The following is a 17,937-nucleotide window of genomic DNA, read 5'->3' on the forward strand; positions in this document are numbered from 1 at the left end:
TGGCGGGGCCGCGACGGATCACGGCTCCAGCGCACCGTAATCGTGGGTATAGGCCCCCTCCTCGAACTGGTCGAAGCCCTGGCTCCAGCTTCGGCCGGGCCAGAGGTAATCGACGCGGCCCGCCTCCGGCCGGTACAGGGCGGTGTAGGCCGTGGTGAAGCTGAGCTTGCGCGAGTAGAGCGGCGCCTCGAAGAAGCGCGCGGCCAGCGTCGCGAGGGTCGTCGACGGATCGGCCAGGGCCTCCTCCAGCACCCGCTGGCGTAGCGCCGAGCCGGCGGCCGGCGACACCCGCTCCTGGTGGTTGGTGCAGGTGCGCTGGCGCGTCACCGCAGGCTCGCGCCGGGGGCCGAGGAAGACCGTGGCGTGGTCGCCCGTCCGGTCGAGGAGCGTGACGTTGTGGAGCTGCACCGCCGGGAGGCGGCGGAGCGCGGCCACCCCCTCGCGGACCGACCCGCAGGTCTCCAGCACGTAGCGCAGCATCTGGATGATGGCGAAGCCCTCGCCGCGCCGGGCGAGGCCGCCCAGCGTGCAGCTGGCCACCAGCCCGTCCTCGTTCATCCCGTCGAGGCAGCCGCCCCAGGGCCGCTGCACCATCCCGATCACCCGGCGTCCCGCCCAGGCGGTCATCTCGATGCGGCCGGTGATGACGGTCAGGGGATAATCGTAGTTGCGGATCAGGGCCGGGCCGTCGGCGCCGAGCCAGACCGCCTGGCTGCATCCCTGCCGGTGCGGGGCCGGGCGGTAATGGCTGAGGATGCGGTGGGCCAGGTCGTCGTCGCCGACCATCGCGCACAGGTCGTCGTAAGGGGCCACGAATTCGGGCATGTGGCGCGCGAGCGCCGCACGGCACTCCGCGGCCGTCGGCCGCTCGGGCGCCCCCTCCCCGAGATACCACCGCGCCGCCTCGTCCCGCCCGTCCCGGAAGCGGGCGAGCCAGCCGGCGCCGGGGCGGTCCTCGACATGGGCGGTGAAGGTTTTTTCCATTCCTGTCGCTCCTCCGGCCCGGCTCCTTGCTCATGGCTCAGGAGCGGTGTCCGCTCCCGCGCAGCCATCGCCGCTGCGGTCGTGCCCCGGCCTCGCTCCCACCGGACCCGTATCGTCCGGCGATATAGTCATCCGGCGTCGGGAATCCCCTCTTCGGCCCGTCCGGGTCGGGAGACGTCTCGCCGCGGTACGAGCGCTCCGGCTTTCCGCCGTGGACGCCGACCGCGGTCGGCCAAGGGGGCCCTGCCGCAGCGGAGCATTGGACGTTACCTTGTAGAGGCATCTTCGTTCTTTTTTTCCGTTCAATCATTCATCTTTCATCAACCAAATCATGCAACAAAATAGGAAAATCCACCTGATCTTTGCCGATGAATATCAGGAACAGCCTGTCCAGCCGCTTGATGGTGATCACGGGATCGGCGATCGGCCTGACCCTGGCCGGCTTCGTCGGCATCTCCGGATGGATGGCGGCGGAACGGACGAATCGCGAGATCCTGCAGATCGCCGCGGAGAAGGCGGCCAGCACAACGGCGGAGACCTCGATCCCGATCGTCGATGCGATCTCCGCCAGCCGAGCCCTCGCGGCGACGATGTCGGGGCAACTGAGCGGCGACGGCGTCCGCAAGGCCGACGCCGTCGCGGCGACCAAGGCCCTGATCCAGGATTACCCCAACATCTTCGGCGCCTGGATGTCCGACACCACCGACAAACGGGCGGCGAAGGCCCTGACCGGACACGGTTTCGAGAACGATGACGGCGTCTTCACCCCGTACTGGACGCGACAGGACGACGGCACCCTCGCCTTCGGGACGTTCCCGATCGTCGCCACGGAGGAATGGTACAGGAGCCCGGTCACGTCGGGCCGGAGCGTCCTCGTCGAACCCTACGTGACCAACCAGGGCCAGCTCGTCACCTCGATCAGTTCGCCGCTCAAGGTCGGTGGCACCGTCGTCGGAGTGGCCGGAGTCGATATCCGCTTGAGCGGGCTCGCCGCGGCGTTCGCGGCGTTGCGCCCGTTCGAGGGCGGGCGCGTCCTGCTGCTGTCGAATGCCCGCAAGTGGATCGTCCCGCCGCAGGGCGACCTCCTGATGAAGGAGTATGACGGCATCGGCGGCCAAGAGGTCGCTGCCGCCCTGGCCGACCGGCATCCGCGCACCCTCCGGGGCAGCCCGGACGGCTCGGTCCGCTTCGTCTACCCCTTCACCCAGCCGGGCATGAACACGACCTGGGCCCTGGTGATGGACGTGCCGGCTGCGGCGTTCACACGGCCGATCTACTGGCGCATCGCCGAGACCGCCGCGGGCGGGCTCCTCATCCTCGTCGTCCTCGTCGGCGTCATCGTGGTGACGAGCCGGACCATGATCGGGACGCCGCTCAAGCGGTGCCTCGAGACGGTCCAGGCCCTGATCGACCGGCGCTACGACGTGACGATCACCGGCACCGAGCGCGGCGACGAGATCGGCCGGATCAACCGGGCACTCGAAGTCTTCCGCGACAAGGCGCACCAGGCGGACCTCCTGATGAGCGAGAGCGAGGCGGAGCAGCAGCGCCGGGTGGCGCGCGCGCACCGCATCGACCGGCTCGTCTCCGACTTCCAGCGGACGATCGCCGGCTCGCTGGAGATCGTCACCTCGGCGGCGACCGAGCTCGACGCGACGGCACGCTCGATGACCCAGGTCGCCGACGACACCAACGGCCAGGCCGTCGCCTCGAGCGCCGCGGCCGAGCAGACGGCGGTCAACGTGCAGACCGTGGCGGCGGCCGCCGAGGAGATGGTGTCCTCGCTCCAGGAGATCGAGCGGCAGGTCCTGCGATCGAACGATGTCGCGTCGCACGCCGCGCAGGAAGCGGCGGCGACCGGCACCGCCATGGCGGCCCTGAACAGTGCGGCCGACCAGATCGGCGCCGCCGTCACCCTCATCTCGACTATCGCCGCACAGACCAACCTGCTGGCGCTCAACGCCACGATCGAGGCGGCCCGGGCCGGCGAGGCCGGCCGCGGCTTCTCGGTCGTCGCCGCGGAGGTGAAGGAACTCGCCAACCAGACCGGCCGGGCCACGGACGAGATCACCGGCCAGATCGGCGCGATCCAGGCCGCCACCGGTCAGGTGGCGGACGCGATGCGGCAGATCAACCGCACCATCGCCGGGATGGGCGAGATCAGCGCCGCGATCGCCGCGACGGTCACGCAGCAGGCCGCCGCCACCGGCGAGATCTCGCGCAATGCGAGCGAGGCGGCGCGCGGCACCCGGGACGTATCGCACAACGTCTCGCGGGTGCTGGTCTCGTCGGGTGAAACCGGCAGCGCCGCCTCGCAGGTGCTGAGCGCCGCGGCCGAGCTGGCGACGCAGTCGCTCAACGTGAAGCGGGAGGTCGACGGCTTCCTGCGCGACATCCAGGCGGCCTGAACCCGTCAGGCCCGCCCTCCCCTTCGATCGGGCCCGGCCCTCCGCGTGACGCGGAGGGTTTTTTTTCGTCACCACATCGTCTGCTTTGCCCGCTCGGCCCAGGCCGCGTCGTAGCTCTCGCCGCCGACGCGGCCTTCGCTCATCTCGGCCAGGATCTGGCCCGGCGTCGGCAGGGTCTCGGGATCGACCCGGGCCTCGTCCCGCCACAGGCCGGAGCGGATCAGCGCCCGGGCGCACTGGAAATAGACCTCGACCACCCGGATCACCATCACGGTGCGCGGCGCCTTGCCCTCGACGGCGAAGGAAGCGCAGAGTGCCGCATCGTCGTCGATCACCGCGCGTCCGTTGATCCGCAGCGCATTGCCGATCCCGGGGATCAGGAACATCAGCCCGACCCGCGGATCGCGCACGACGTTGCGCAGGCTGTCGATCCGGTTGTTGCCGCGGCGGTCGGGCAGCAAAAGCGTGCGCGGATCGGCGACCCTCACGAAGCCCGGACGGTCGCCGCGCGGCGAGCAATCGAGCCCCTCCGGGCCGCTCGTCGCCAGGGCGGCGAAGGGCGCGACCTCGATGAAGCGCCGATAATGCGGCGTGATGTGGTCGGCGACCTTCGCGGTCGAGGCCTAGCCGACCGCGCCGTAGACCCGTTCCAGGTCCGCCACAGTTTCCAGGGTCGCCATCTGCCCGTCTCCCGCGTGAGGCTCGTGGCTCGGTTAGGCGATCGACGGGCTGGTGACCATCGAGGAGATCGCACCCATGCGTGAGATTCCCTCACCGAGGCACAGGCCGGGTCGCGGTTGCCAGCTGGCAACTTTCCGTCCGTCCCGAGATGGTTAATCGATCTTAACCAAAAACCGATTGCGTCCCCACGGCCACGCTGGCATCGTCTTACGGATTTTCTCCGCAATTCGCCTGGAAGCCGTAAATGCCCGATCAGCCGCAGGAGCAGGCGAGAGCCGCGATCTCCGACCGTCCCTCGATCACCCGGATCATCGCCGACGATGGCGGCGCCCTCTCGAACGAGTTGAACGCGCTGCGGCGCACCCTCTTCCCGCCGGCCTCGCACAAGCTGCTGCGCTCGTTCTCCTCCGGCGAGGCGGCGAAGCTGATCGGGGTCGCGGACGGCTACCTGCGCCAGCTCTCGCTGGCGAGCAAGGGACCGCAGCCTGAGATCGGCCCCGGCGGCCGGCGCTCCTACACGCTCGACCAGATCAACGAGCTGCGCCAGCTCCTCGATGACGGCCCGAAGGCGAAGGGCTACGTGCCCCACCGCTCCGGCGATGAGCATTGCCAGGTGCTCGCGGTGGTGAACTTCAAGGGCGGGTCGGGCAAGACCACAACGGCGGCCCACCTCGCCCAGTACCTCGCCTTGCGCGGCTACCGGGTGCTCGCCGTCGACCTCGACCCGCAGGCCTCGCTGACCGCGCTCCACGGCTACCAGCCGGAATTCGACGTCGGCCCCAACCAGACCCTCTACGCCGCGATCCGCCACGACGACGAGCAGAAGCCGCTGAGTGAGGTGGTGCGCAAGACCTACTTCCCGGGCCTCGACCTCGTGCCCGGCAACCTCGAACTGATGGAGTTCGAGCACGACACCCCGCGGGTGCTGGCCGACCGCAACGCCGAGCCGTTCTTCGGCCGCATCGCCACGGCGCTCGGCAGCGTCGCCGACGATTACGACGTGATGATCCTCGACTGCCCGCCGCAGCTCGGCTTCCTGACGCTGGGCGCGCTCTGCGCCGCCACCGCGATGCTGGTGACGGTGCATCCCCAGATGCTCGACGTGATGTCGATGTGCCAGTTCCTGCTGATGGCCTCCGACCTGCTCGGGGTGGTGCAGGAGGCCGGCGCCGACCTCGATTACGACTTCCTGCGCTACGTCGTGACTCGTTACGAGCCGTCGGACGCGCCGCAGACCCAGATGGTCGGCTTCATGCGCTCGCTGTTCCGCGAGCGGGTGCTGACCCACCTGATGCTGAAATCGACCGCGATCTCGGATGCCGGCCTGTCGAAGCAGACGCTCTACGAGATCGGCCGCGAGAGCTTCACCCGCGCCACCTACGACCGGGCGATCGAGGCGCTCGACGGGGTGAACGGCGAGATCGAGGCCCTGATGCACCGCGCCTGGGGACGCGTGCCGGCATGAAGCGCAAGGATGCCCTCCGCGCGGCCTTGAGCGCCCGTTCCCAAGAACCGCAACAAGACGCGCAAACGGAGTTGCCAGCTGGCAACCTGCCTGAGACGGTGGAGACGCCCGCCGAGGCGCCGCGCCCCCTGGTGCGCTCCGGCGCCGTCGGCGCCATGGGGCGCAGCCTCGGCCGCATCGCCAGCGCGGCGGCGGAAGCCCGCGCCATGGTCGCCTCCGGCGACCGGGTGGTCGAGATAGACCCGGGCCTCATCGATGGGTCCTTCGTCAAGGATCGCCTCACCGGCGACCCGCAGGAGCACGCGGATTTCGTGGCGCTGATCCGCGAGCGCGGCCAGCAGGTGCCGATCCTGGTGCGGCCGCATCCGAGCGCGGAGGGCCGCTATCAGGTGGCCTACGGCCATCGCCGCCTGCGCGCGGCGGCCGAGCTCGGCCAGCCGGTGCGGGCGGTGGTCAAGGCGCTCACTGACGAGGATCTGGTCGTTGCGCAAGGCCAGGAGAACTCGGCCCGGGCCGATCTCAGCTATATCGAGCGGGCTTTGTTCGCCATCGCGCTCGAGGATCGCGGCTTCGACCGCGCCACCATCATGGCGGCTTTGGCGGTCGAGAAGACCCAGCTGTCGCGCCTGATCGGCATCGGCCGGGCGGTGCCGGCGGAGGTCGTGGCGGCTCTGGGTCCGGCGCCCAAGGCCGGGCGGCCGCGCTGGACGGCGCTCGTCGAGGCTCTGGCCCGGGAGGGAGCCGGGGAGGTGGTCGCCCGCATCCTGGCGGCGCCGGATTTTTCGCAGCTATCCTCCGACGACCGCTTCGCCCGGCTGCTCGCCGGCCTCACCGCACCGGCGCCGCGGCCGGCGCCGACCCCGGCGGTATGGACCAATCTCGGTGGCCGGCCGGTGGTGCGGATCGAGCGCGGCCGCCAGGGCACCCAGCTCACCGTCGACGACACGGTCGAGCCGGATTTCGCCGCCTACCTGATCCAGAGTCTACCCCAGCTCTACGCCGCCTTCGCCGAGTCGAAGACGCGCGACGAGACCGATTAAGGTTCGATCCCATCCGCAACCGGCGGGATGAAGACTCGTCGGTTAGACACAGAGATTCACAGGAATCTGGTGCTCTGCTTCGGGAATCGGCAGACTTGGACTCTGCCGATTCGGGTTTCGCGCGTTACGACTCCGCCATGCAGAGTCACGATGCACGCCCCGACGGCGCGCATCCCCGTGCGGAGCCCTTTGGTGGAGATGACGACCCCGCCGCAATCCGTCCTCGAACCGGTCGAGGGCGTGCGCGACCCCGACCTGATCGAGATCGTCGAGAAGGCGCGCGGCAGCGTCGCCTACAAGGCGACGCTCGCCTTCGTGCGCACCAGCCAGGCCAAGCGCGACGCCGAGTCCGAAGCGCGCGAGAAGCTGGTGGAGCTGAAGGCCGAGGCCGCGGCCGAGCGTGCCCGGCTGCCCCGCAACGCGCGCCGCCGCGACATGGTGCGCGAGGTGATCGAGAACGAGCCCGCGGCGCCCGAGAACATCCAGCACATCCACTCGGTCCTGGCGCTCTGCGGCCTGCCGTATCGCGAGCCGAAGGGCGTCACCAACGTCTCGCGGGAATACGGCCGCAACACGCTCGCCATCAATGCCGGCCGGCTCATCAACCCGTCGACCGGCGAGATGGAGATGCAGGGGCTGCCCTACGGCCCGAAGGCGCGGCTCCTCCTGCTGCATCTCTGCACCGAGGCGGTGCGCCAGCGCAGCCCCAAGGTGGAGGTGGCGCAGAGCATGTCGGGCTTCATCCGCGACATGGGATTTCCGGTCACCGGCGGCGAGCGCGGCACGCTCAAGCAGTTCAAGGAGCAGCTCAACCGGCTCGCCGCCTGCTCGATGCAGATCGGCCTGTGGGACGGCACCCGCGCCTCGACCCTCAACGTACCGCCGTTCCGGCAGATGGACGTGTGGCTGCCGCTGCACAACCACCCGGACCAGGGCCTCTTGTGGTCCTCGACCATCACCTTCCACCGCGAGTTCTACGACAACCTGATCCAGCACGCCCTGCCGGTCGACATCCGCGCCGCCCGCGCCTTCGCGGGATCCGCGCGCAAGCTCGACCTCTTGTTCTGGGTTGGCTACCGGCTCTCGCGGCTGGAGCGGCCCCTGCGGCTGACCTGGGACAACCTCTACAAGCAGTTCGGCAGCGAGAACGGCTCGATCCGCTCGTTCCGCCAGGAATTCCGCAAGGACGTCGCCCATCTCACCGAGGTTTTTCCGCGCCTGCGCCTGACCCTCGACGACGGTGGGATGCAGCTCTTGCCCTCCGATCCGAAGGACCTGCTTGTGCCGCCGAAGGCGGCGCTCGCGAATAAGCGAGCCCGGGCAAGGGCTTGATTCCGCCGAGTTGCCTACGAGGGCAGGGGGGTCGCGGCGGCGGGTGACGGTGCGCGTGTGAGCGCCGTGACGGCGTTGTGTTTGTCATGACTGTTGATAAGATTATTTTCTTTTCATCTCTGACGTTTTCACGCCCTGCACGACGATAACAAGGGTCTCCCTCCCACCACCTCATCCTGAGGTGTCATACGATTTCCGGCTGATCGCTTCGCGATGCGGAAATCGGCTTCGCTCAGGCGCCGCGCGGGCTCGTGATACGAAATCCGGAAGGGATCTTCCGGATTTCGTATCAGTCCATCCTTGATGGACTGACCTCGAAGGAGGGCTCCAGAAGTCTCCGAGCTAACTGGAGCCCTCCTTCGAGGTCAGCCGATTTTCAATCGGCTAACACCTCAGGATGAGCTTAGAGGGTAGGATGATGCCACTTGCCTCAAGTCCTTAGTAGAAAATCCTGCTCAAACAGGCTCTCAGGATAAGGTCGAGGGTGGGACAGCTTCATGCCGGCAGCCTTCACGCCGCTGTCGTGTCCCGTGCCTCGGTGTCATCCCGGGGCCGCGCAGCGGAACCCGGGATCCATAACTGCTGACGATGCAGGGTGAAGCGGAACGCTGGCCGCCTTTTCCGGACTCGTCAGCGGTTATGGATCCCGGGTTCTCGTCTCCGACGAGTCCCGGGATGACGTGGATGGTCTATTATCTGTCGATTGCGAGACGTTCATCTTGTATGTGCGTGCAATGCGCGAATGAGTATTACAAAATAAATCGGTATATTACAGGTGCGATGGATATTTATCGTTATATCAATCAATAAAATATCCAGACACCTTACCCAGCCACAACATTGCACCCGGCCTCCCTACGCCGAGTTGCCTACGCCCCGCTACTGCCGGGAGCACATCCAGCCACGCTGAATTGCCTACGCGCCCCACGGCCGGCCAGCCTCCCGAATCTCCCGCTTCCCCATTGAGATTCCATGTCTTTCGCCTGGCATTGCCCACGCAGACCTGCCTACGGGACGTGAACGACTCCACGCCGAATTGCCTACGCTCTTGCGCGACCAAACAGCCCATCGGTAACCCTTCGTCCGGCCGGCTCCGGGAGTCACGACAAAGTATTGCCGGGCTCCGATCATGCGCCGAGAGTCGAGGCAGAGTCCCGGATCGGGACGGCGAATCATCAGCCAGCGTACAGGCGAGTCGGTTCCACCGACTCAAGCCTCGCCTCGACTCTTCCACGGGGAAACGACTCCGGCTGATCTGGGCTTTGTCGAACGAGGACTCGTTGCCCCGGAGTCTCCGACTCGGCCCCGGGCGTCCAAGACTCTGGGAGGCAGGGGAGGGGGCTCAGGCTCCGATCCTGCTGACGGCCTCAGGCGCCGCCTCCACGCCGCTCACCCCGAAAAGCTCCTAACTCCTGATCTCGAAAAGCCTTTTTATGAGAGATTCTGAATCTAGATTCCGAGTCTGAATCCGTAGAGCTATATGGGTATTATATGGGGCCGCGATTTTATCAAACCCTGCAAGGGGTTAGGGCCCATTCGCGTAGGCTGGTCTGCGCATTCGCGCAGGCAACTCGGCGCATCTGCGTAGGCAGGTCTGCGCGGAATCGGGGGGTCGGCGAAGGCGACTCGGCGTGGGGGCGTAGGTTACTCGGCGCAGGCCCCCGATTAACAGCTTGGAAAGCTGTGTGAATCGCGGATGGCGCCGCGTAGGCAACTCGGCGTGCCGCGCGAGGCCGAAAGGCACTCCCGAACGACCCCGGTTTCATGGCCCCGAATCCGAGGGCGACGTCCGACGAGCCGCAAACTCCGGATTCTCCGCCAGGAGGCCCGTGGAGGCCCGTCGCGCCCCACGACCGTTGTACGGCACCCGCCGGCCTCGAATCCAGCTCAGCGGCGCTCCTGGCGGCTTCTGCAGCGTTGTCCAACGGCTATGCCCGCCCGCATCCCGCATCGCGCTCCCGCCCGATCCCCTTGTGATCCCGGGCTTTCCCGGCCGCGCCGACCCCGCTATCCCCGCTGCCGTCAACAGGCACCTGGGTTTCACAGGCTCTGATGGCCCGGCCATCCACAGCCCCGATTGACACGCTCATGAAACCGAACAAAACAAGAACGAGTTGTTGCTTCGGTTCGGTGATGGGCATGAGATGCGGCAGGCCGAGCGGGAACGGCAGCTCGCGGCGTTGCGCGAGCGGATCGGCGGGCTGGCTCCCGAGGGGACGGACCGTCCGGTCCTGCCCTTCGGCGTCGCCGACCTCGACGCGCACCTGCCGGGCGGGGGCCTGCGCCTCGGCGCGGTGCACGAGGTGCTGGCGGCGGGACCGGTGGACGGGGAGGGGGCGCTCGCAGCCCTGTTCACCGCCGCGATCCTCGCCCGGCTCCCCGGTCCGGTCCTGTGGTGCCTGGCGAGCCGCGACCTGTTCGCCCCCGGCCTCGCCGCGGTCGGCCTCCATCCCGACCGGGTGCTCTACGCCGAGACCCGGCGCGAGGCCGAGGTCTTGCCCACCATGGAGGAGGGGTTGCGCCATCGCGGCCTCGCGGCGGTGGTCGGCGAGGTCGCCCGGCTCGGGCTCACCCCGTCGCGGCGGCTCCAGCTCGCCGCCGAGGGCAGCGGCGGCCTCGCCCTGGTGATCCGCCGCCGGGGCGGCGCGGTCCCGGAGCCCAACGCCGCCGCGACCCGCTGGGGCGTCACCGCGGCGCCCTCCGCCGCTCTTTCCGTGCCGGGCCTGTCGCGGGCCCGCTGGACCGTGGCGCTGCTGCGCGCCCGGGGCGCCGAGCCCCGCACCTGGCTCCTCGAGGCTCCCGATGCGAAGGGTCATCTGCGTGTTCCTGCCGACCTGGCCGACCGACCTGTGGCGGCGCCGGCACGGCGGGCCGCCGCCGGATGAGCCGCTGGTGGCTGTGACCCAGGACGGCCCGCGCCGGGTCGTCAGCGCCGCCGACCGCGCCGCCCGGGCTCTCGGCCTGCGCCCCGGCCTCGCTCTCGCCCAGGCGCAGGCCATGGTGCCGGGTCTCACGGTGATCCCCGCCGATCCGGAGGGCGACGCCGCGGCGCTCGGGCGCCTCGCGGCCTGGTGCCTGGCTTACGCCCCCCTCGTCGCCCCCGACCCGCCGGACGGGATCTGGATCGACGTGGCGGGCGCCGCCCACCTGCATGGCGGCGAGGCGGCCCTGCTGGCCCATTTGCGCCGCCGCCTCGGCCGGGCCGGCTACCGGGTCCGGGCGGCGCTGGCGGATACCCCCGGTGCCGCCTGGGCGGCTTCCCGCTGCCTCGGCCCCGAAATCGTGCTGCCGCCCGGCGGCCAGCGGGACGCGCTCCTCGCCCTGCCGCTCCGCGCCTTGCGCCTCGACGGCGACACCGTCTCGGGCTTGGGCCAGCTCGGCATCGCGCGGGTCGGACAGCTGCTGGAGCAGCCGAGCGGCCCGTTGCGCCTGCGCTTCGGCGAGGCGCCCGCCCGCCGCCTCGCCCAGGCTTTGGGTCATGCCCCCGAACCGCTGGCTTATCTGGCGCCGCCGGTCGAGCACAGTGTCCGACTCGCCTTCGCGGAGCCGATCGGCGCGCCCGAGACGCTGGCCCGGGTAGCCGGGCGGCTGACCGCGATGCTCGCCGACACCCTCGCCCGGCACGGGCTCGGGGCGCGCCGGCTCGACCTGGTATTCCGCCGCGTCGACGGGCTCGACCAGTCGGTCAGCGTCGGCACCGCCCGGCCGAGCCGCGATTCGCGCCACCTCGCCCGCCTGCTCGCCGAGCGGTTGACCACCATCGATCCCGGCCACGGCCTCGACGAGGCGCGGCTCTCGGCCCCCAGGGTCGAGCGCCTGGACGCGCGCCAGCTCGCGGCACCCGGCGCGGAATCAGACCCGGACACGATGGCCGAATTGGTCGACCGGCTGGTGTTGCGCCTCGGGCCGGGCCGGGTGTTTCGCCGATCTCCGGTCGAGAGCGAATGGCCCGAGCGGGCGGTGCGCCGGGTCGCGGCCTTGAGCCCCGCCACCGGCATCACCTGGCCCGCCGACCTGCCGCGCCCCGGCCGGCTGCTGCCGGCCCCGGAGCCGGTGGCGGTGCTGGCCGCCCTTCCCGATGCGCCGCCCTCCGCCTTCACCTGGCGCGGCACCCGCCGCCGCGTGGCCCGGGCCGACGGGCCGGAGCGCATCTTCGGCGAATGGTGGCTGTCCGACGACGAGATCTCGGCCACCCGCGACTATTACCGGGTCGAGGACGAGACCGGCGCCCGCTACTGGCTGTTCCGCGATTCCCTGACGCGGGACGGGGCGCGCTGGTGGCTGCATGGCCTGGGGGAGGCGTGATGCGCCCGGTCCCTCGAAGCTTGCCGTCTCCGGCCGCTGGATTTCATCCCACCCGCGACCTCATCCTGAGGTGTGGAGCGATCGCAGATCGCGGAGCCTCGAAGGAGGGCTCCAGACATCGCTGCGATCCCTGGAGCCCTCCTTCGAGGCTCCTTTCAGTCGCACCTCAGGATGAGGTCGCGGCGTGGAAGAGAAGGGATGACGGCGATACGGCCGTCGTCAGCCGGTCGCGCTCCCCATGACCGTCGAGCTCCAGGTCACCACCCATTACTCGTTCCTGCGCGGCGCCTCCTCGCCCGAAGAACTTTTTTCCGCCGCCGCTCTCCTCGGCATCCGGGCGCTCGCGGTCACCGACCGCAACTCGCTGGCCGGGATGGTGCGGGCCCACGCTGCTGCCCGCACCACCGGCTGCCGCCTGATCGTCGGCTGCCGGCTCGACCTAGCGGAAGGCTGGAGCCTGCTGGTCTATCCCGCCGACCGGGAGGCCTATGGCCGGCTCTGCCGCCTCCTCACCATCGGCCGCTCGCGCGAGCGGGCGCCGAACGGCGGTTGCCACCTGACAACTGCGGATGTGGCCGAGTGGAGCGAGGGCCTCCTGGCGGTGCTGCCGGCCGACCGGCCGGACGACACCCTGACCGAGCGCCTGCGCCGCCTGAAGGCGATCTTCGGCCGGGACCTGTCCTGCGGCCTGTCGCGCCGTTTCGGCGTCAACGACCACCTGCGGCTGGAGGGAATCGCGGGCCTCGCCCGGGCCGCCCGGGTGCCGACCGTGGTGCTGGGCGACGTGCTCTACCACACGCCTGAGCGGCGGATGATGCAGGACGTGGTCACCTGCATCCGCCTCAAGACCACCATCGCGGCGGCGGGCTTTGCCCGCGAGCGCCATGCCGGGCGCCACCTGCACGACCCTGACGAGACCGCGCGCCTGTTCGCCCGCCATCCCGAGGCCCTGGCCCGGGCCGCGTCGATCGCCGAATCCTGCCGCTTCTCCCTGGATGAATTGACCTACACCTACCCGGACGAGGCCGGCGACGATGGCCGCCCGGCGCAAGTGCGGCTCGCGGCGATGACCTGGGAGGGGGCGGCGAGGCGCTTTCCGGCCGGGGTGCCCGACGCGGTCCGCAAGCAGCTGGGTGACGAACTCGATCTCGTCGCCAAGAAGGCCTACGCGCCGTACTTCCTCACCGTCGAGGCGATCGTCCGCTACGCGCGGTCTCAGGGCATCCTGTGCCAGGGCCGCGGCTCGGCGGCGAATTCGGCGATCTGCTACTGCCTTCACATCACCGCCATCGATCCGGTGGAGCAGGGCCTGCTGTTTGCCCGCTTCATCAACGAGAACCGCGACGAGCCCCCCGACATCGACGTCGATTTCGAGCACGAGCGCCGGGAGGAGGTGATCCAGTGGATCTACGCCACCTACGGCCGCGAGCGGGCGGCGCTCACCGCCACGGTGATCCGCTACGGCGCCCGCGGCGCGGTGCGGGAGGTCGGCAAGGTGCTGGGCGTGCCCGAGGACGTCACCGGGGCGCTCGCCCGCTTGGTCTGGGGCTGGTCGCGCGACGGCGTCGGCGAGCGCGAGGCCAAGGCGCTCGGCCTCGACCTGTCCGAGCGCGCTTTACGGCTGACGCTGGAGATCGGCCGGGCGCTGATCGGCACGCCGCGCCATTTCGGCCAGCATCCCGGCGGCTTCGTCCTGACCCTCGACCGGCTCGACCGGCTCTGCCCGGTGGTCCCGGCGCGGATGGAGAACCGCCAGATCATCGAGTGGGACAAGGACGACATCGAAGCCTTGCGGTTCATGAAGGTCGACGTGCTGGGCCTCGGCATGCTCGGCTGCCTGCGCCGGGCCTTTGCGCTGCTCGCCGAGCACCGGCCGGAGACCGGCCCGCCGCGGGAGATCGCCGACATCCCGCCGAACGACGAACCCACCTACGCGATGATCCGGAAGGCCGACACGATCGGGGTGTTCCAGATCGAGAGCCGCGCCCAGATGGCGATGCTGCCGCGGATGCAGCCAAAGGACCTCTACGACCTCACCATCGAGGTCGCGATCGTCCGGCCGGGCCCGATCCAGGGCGACATGGTCCATCCCTACCTGCGCCGGCGCCGCGGGCTCGACGAGGTCACCTACCCGACCGAGGCCCTCAAGGCGGTGCTGAAGCGAACCCTCGGCGTGCCGCTGTTCCAGGAACAGGCGATGCAGGTCGCGATCGTCGCCGCCGGCTTCACCGCGGCTGAGGCCGATGGGCTGCGCCGGGCCATGGGCACCTTCAAGGGCGACGGCACGATCAACCTCTACGAGGAGAAGCTGATCGGCGGGATGATCGCCAACGGCTACGACCCGGATTTCGCCGCCCGCACCTACCGCCAGCTCGAAGGCTTCGGCTCCTACGGCTTTCCGGAGAGCCACGCCGCCTCCTTCGCCCTCATCGCCTACGCCTCGTCCTGGCTGAAGTGCCGGCATCCCGAGGTGTTCTGTTGCGCCCTCCTCAACGCCCAGCCGATGGGCTTCTACGCCCCGGCCCAGATCGTGCGCGACGCCCGTGCCCACGGGGTCGAGGTCCGGCCGATCAGCGTCAACGCCTCGCGCTGGGACTGCACCCTGGAGCCGGCGGGGGAGGGGAGGCTGGCGGTGCGGCTGGGCCTGCGGCTGGTGCGCGGGCTGCCGAACCAGGACGGCGCCCGGATCGCCACGACCCGCGAGGCCGACCTTTTTCGCTCGGTCGAGGATCTGTGGCGCCGGGCCGGGCTGTCGCTCAAAGGCCTGCGGAGTTTGGCCGCCGCGGATGCCTTCGCCTGCCTCGGGCTCGGGCGGCGCGAGGCCCTGTGGGCGATCCGCGGCCTCGCCCCCGAGCCGCTGCCGCTCTTCGCGGCGGCAGACCGGCGCGAGACCGTCCCCCTGCCCGAACTCGACGAGCCGCCGGTGCGCCTCTCACCCCTCGGGGAAGGGGCCGCCGTGGTGGCGGATTACCGGGCTTCGGGCCTCAGCCTCGGCCGCCACCCGCTCGCCTTCCTGCGAATGGGCCTGTCCCGCGACGGTGTCTCCACCTGCGCCGCCTTGCGCCGCCTGCGCGACGGCGCCCGGGTGACGGTGGCGGGGCTGGTGCTGGTGCGCCAGAAGCCGGGCTCGGCCAAGGGGGTGATGTTCATCACGCTCGAAGACGAGACCGACACCGCCAACCTGGTGATTTGGCCCTCGCTGTTTGCCCGCCAGCGCACCCTGATCCTCCAGGCCGGCCTGATGGCCGCCCGCGGCCGGGTGCAGCGCGAGGGCGAGGTGATCCACCTCGTCGCCGAGCACCTGATCGACCGCTCGGACCTGTTAGGCCGGGTGGCGGGGGATTCGGGTGAGCCGCTGGCGGTCGCTGGCGGACGGGGCGACGAGGCGCGGCGCGGGGGGGCGGATGCGCGGGGAGCGGCGCGGCCGTTGCGGGTGGGGAGCCGGGATTTCCGGTGAGGTGTTGGCATTGGCCCTCAATGCGCCGCCACCCCCCGCGTCGGCACGATGTCGTTGGCGATCACCTCGCCGAACGGGCCGTCGTTGCGGGCGTTCGTCGCCGCCGTGCCGGTGGTTTTGCGCAAGGGGAGCTTGGGGAAGACCAGCTCGGCGAAGCGGTAGGCCTCCTCCAGGTGCGGGTAGCCGGAGAGGATGAAGCGGTCGATGCCGAGATCGATGTATTCCTTCATCCGGTCGGCGACCTGGTCGGGGGAGCCGACGAGGGCTGTGCCGGCCCCGCCCCGCACCAGGCCGACGCCGGCCCAGAGGTTCGGCGAGACCACGAGCTTGTCGCGCCGGCCGCCATGGAGCTGCATCATCCGGCTCTGGCCGACGGAATCCTGGCGCGCCAGGGTCGCCTGCGCCTTGGCGATGGTGGCGTCGTCGAGGCGCGAGATCAGCGATTCGGCCGCCTCCCAGGCCGCGGATTCGGTCTCGCGCACGATGACGTGCAGGCGGATGCCGTAGGAGAAGGTTTTTCCGCGCTTGTCGGCCGCCTCGCGGGCCCGGGCGATCTTCTCCGCCACGCCGGCCGGAGGCTCGCCCCAGGTCAGGTAGACGTCGCAATGCTCGGCCGCGACCTCGATCCCGGCCGGCGACGAGCCGCCGAAATAGAGCGGCGGATAGGGCTTCTGCACGGGTGGGAAGATCAGCCGACCGTCCTCCAGCCGCAGATGCTCGCCCTGGTAGGTCACGGTCTCGCCGGAGAGGAGGCCGCGCCAGACCCGCAGGAACTCGTCCGTCACCGCGTAGCGCTCGTCATGGCCGAGGAACACGCCGTCGCCGCGCAATTCGACCGGATCGCCGCCGGTCACGACGTTGATGAGGAGCCGCCCGTCCGAGATCCGGTCGAGGGTCGCGGCCATGCGGGCGGCGGTGGCAGGCAATTGCAGGCCCGGCCGCACCGCCACCAGGAAGCGCAGGCGCTGCGTCAGCGGCACCAGGGCCGAGGCGACGACCCAGGAATCCTCGCAGGAGCGCCCGGTCGGCAGCAGCACGCCGAAATAGCCGAGCTCGTCCGCGGCTTGAGCGATCTGGCGCAGGTAGGGCAGGGTGACGGCCCGCGCGCCTTCCTGGGCGCCGAGATAGCGGCCGTCGCCGTGGGTGGGCAGGAACCAGAGGACGTCGGTCTGGCCGGTCATGGGAGAACTCCGGGGGAGAGGGGGCGCCTGTTCGGCGGCAGTTGTCCAATCATCCCACCCGCGAACCTCATCCTGAGGTGCCGGGCGATCGAAGATCGCTTGGCCTCGAAGGAGGGCTCCAGAAATCTCCGCGACTCCTGGAGCCCTCCTTCGAGGCTCCTTGCAGTCGCACCTCAGGATGAGGTTCGCGGGTGGGATACGGGTTTGAGCACGAGCGTGTCGGCGTCGGCGTCTTCGTCAGCCCCGCCCATCCAGCAGGTGATCGAGGATCCGTCCCTCCAGGGCGGCCAGCTCCGGGTCGCCGCGCCGGCGCGGCCGGGGCACCGTGACGGGTACGTCGAGGGCGATGCGGCCGGATTCGACGACGAGGATGCGGTCGGCGAGCGCCACCGCCTCGGCGACGTCATGGGTGACGAGGAGCGCGGTGAAGCCTTGGGCGCGCCAGATCCGCTCGATCATCGCCTGCATGTCGATGCGGGTCAGCGCGTCCAGCGCCCCGAGGGGCTCGTCGAGGGCGAGCAGCCCCGGATGGCTCACGAGGGCGCGGGCGAGCGCGACGCGCTGGCGCTGGCCGCCCGAGAGGGTGGCGGGCCATTGCCCCGCTTTCTCGGCGAGGCCGACCTCGTGGAGCGCCGCCGCCGCGCGCTCCCGCCGCTCTGCCGCCGTTCCGTCGCGGGTGAGCCCGACCGCGACGTTGTCGAGGACCCGCGCCCAGGGCAGGAGCCGTGGCTCCTGGAACATGATCCGGCGCGGCGCCTCCCCGCCCTCGATCGCGACGCGCCCGGCGCTCGGCGTCTCGAGGCCGAGGATCAGCCGCAGCAGGGTGGACTTGCCGCAGCCGGAGCGCCCGACCACGGCGACGAACTGGCCGGCCGGGATGTGCAGGTCGAGCCCGTCGATCACCGGCCTGCCGCCGTCGAAGCTCTTGGACAGGCCGCGCAACGTGATGCCGAGGCCGGCCGTGGTCCGGTCGAGGGCGGTCTCCCGGGTGGCCGGACGGTCGAGAACGTCGCGGCGCAGGCTCGGGCGGGAGACGGGCGCGAAGCCCTCGAAGCGGCGGAGGGTGCTGGCGATCATGGAAGAG

The 17,937-nt window shown here is 70.2% G+C and carries 10 protein-coding genes and 1 pseudogene; 7 read left to right on the forward strand and 4 right to left on the reverse strand.

Annotated elements, in window-relative coordinates:
- Positions 1–18: 18 nt before the first annotated feature.
- Complete coding sequence (locus HBB12_RS12185) at positions 19–984, reverse strand: C45 family autoproteolytic acyltransferase/hydrolase (protein ID WP_236989580.1); 966 nt, start codon at positions 982–984, stop codon at positions 19–21.
- Positions 985–1,352: 368 nt separating this feature from the next.
- Between HBB12_RS12185 and HBB12_RS12190 the strand changes: the two genes are divergently transcribed.
- Positions 1,353–3,392, forward strand: a complete 2,040-nt coding sequence (locus HBB12_RS12190; protein WP_236989581.1) for a methyl-accepting chemotaxis protein — start codon at positions 1,353–1,355, stop codon at positions 3,390–3,392.
- Between the two features lie 68 nt (positions 3,393–3,460).
- Here HBB12_RS12190 and HBB12_RS12195 read toward each other — a convergent pair.
- Positions 3,461–4,072, reverse strand: a pseudogene (locus HBB12_RS12195) (pyridoxamine 5'-phosphate oxidase family protein).
- Between the two features lie 245 nt (positions 4,073–4,317).
- On the opposite strand from HBB12_RS12195, the gene repA reads away from it, so the two are divergent.
- The 6 genes from repA (at position 4,318) to HBB12_RS12225 (ending at position 15,672) form a co-directional block, all read left to right on the forward strand.
- Positions 4,318–5,538 carry a plasmid partitioning protein RepA gene (gene repA / locus HBB12_RS12200; protein ID WP_203157413.1) on the forward strand — a complete coding sequence of 407 codons (1,221 nt, stop codon included), beginning with the start codon at positions 4,318–4,320 and terminating at the stop codon, positions 5,536–5,538.
- On the forward strand, positions 5,535–6,578 hold the full coding sequence (gene repB / locus HBB12_RS12205) for a plasmid partitioning protein RepB (protein WP_236989582.1): 1,044 nt from the start codon (positions 5,535–5,537) through the stop codon (positions 6,576–6,578). Before repA ends, repB begins: the two co-directional genes overlap by 4 nt.
- Before the next feature lie 198 nt (positions 6,579–6,776).
- Complete coding sequence (locus HBB12_RS12210; RefSeq protein ID WP_236992754.1) at positions 6,777–7,910, forward strand: replication protein RepA; 1,134 nt, start codon at positions 6,777–6,779, stop codon at positions 7,908–7,910.
- Between the two features lie 2,144 nt (positions 7,911–10,054).
- Positions 10,055–10,795: an ImuA family protein gene (locus HBB12_RS12215; RefSeq protein ID WP_236989583.1), complete on the forward strand. Its 741-nt coding sequence runs from the start codon at positions 10,055–10,057 to the stop codon at positions 10,793–10,795.
- Positions 10,713–12,215 (forward strand): DUF6504 family protein, encoded by a 1,503-nt coding sequence (locus HBB12_RS12220; protein ID WP_236989584.1) that lies wholly within the window; start codon positions 10,713–10,715, stop codon positions 12,213–12,215. Before HBB12_RS12215 ends, HBB12_RS12220 begins: the two co-directional genes overlap by 83 nt.
- 238 nt (positions 12,216–12,453) lie before the next feature.
- Positions 12,454–15,672 carry an error-prone DNA polymerase gene (locus tag HBB12_RS12225; protein ID WP_236989585.1) on the forward strand — a complete coding sequence of 1,073 codons (3,219 nt, stop codon included), beginning with the start codon at positions 12,454–12,456 and terminating at the stop codon, positions 15,670–15,672.
- Between the two features lie 17 nt (positions 15,673–15,689).
- On the opposite strand, the gene ssuD is transcribed toward HBB12_RS12225, so the two are convergent.
- Entirely contained in the window at positions 15,690–16,853 is a 1,164-nt protein-coding gene (gene ssuD, locus HBB12_RS12230) for an FMNH2-dependent alkanesulfonate monooxygenase (RefSeq protein ID WP_236989586.1), read from the reverse strand.
- A 237-nt stretch (positions 16,854–17,090) separates the two neighbouring features.
- Positions 17,091–17,930: an ATP-binding cassette domain-containing protein gene (locus tag HBB12_RS12235; protein WP_236989587.1), complete on the reverse strand. Its 840-nt coding sequence runs from the start codon at positions 17,928–17,930 to the stop codon at positions 17,091–17,093.
- Positions 17,931–17,937: the final 7 nt, after the last annotated feature.

Origin of the sequence: Methylobacterium sp. SyP6R (assembly GCF_019216885.1) — a bacterium.
In the GTDB taxonomy this organism is placed as follows: domain Bacteria; phylum Pseudomonadota; class Alphaproteobacteria; order Rhizobiales; family Beijerinckiaceae; genus Methylobacterium.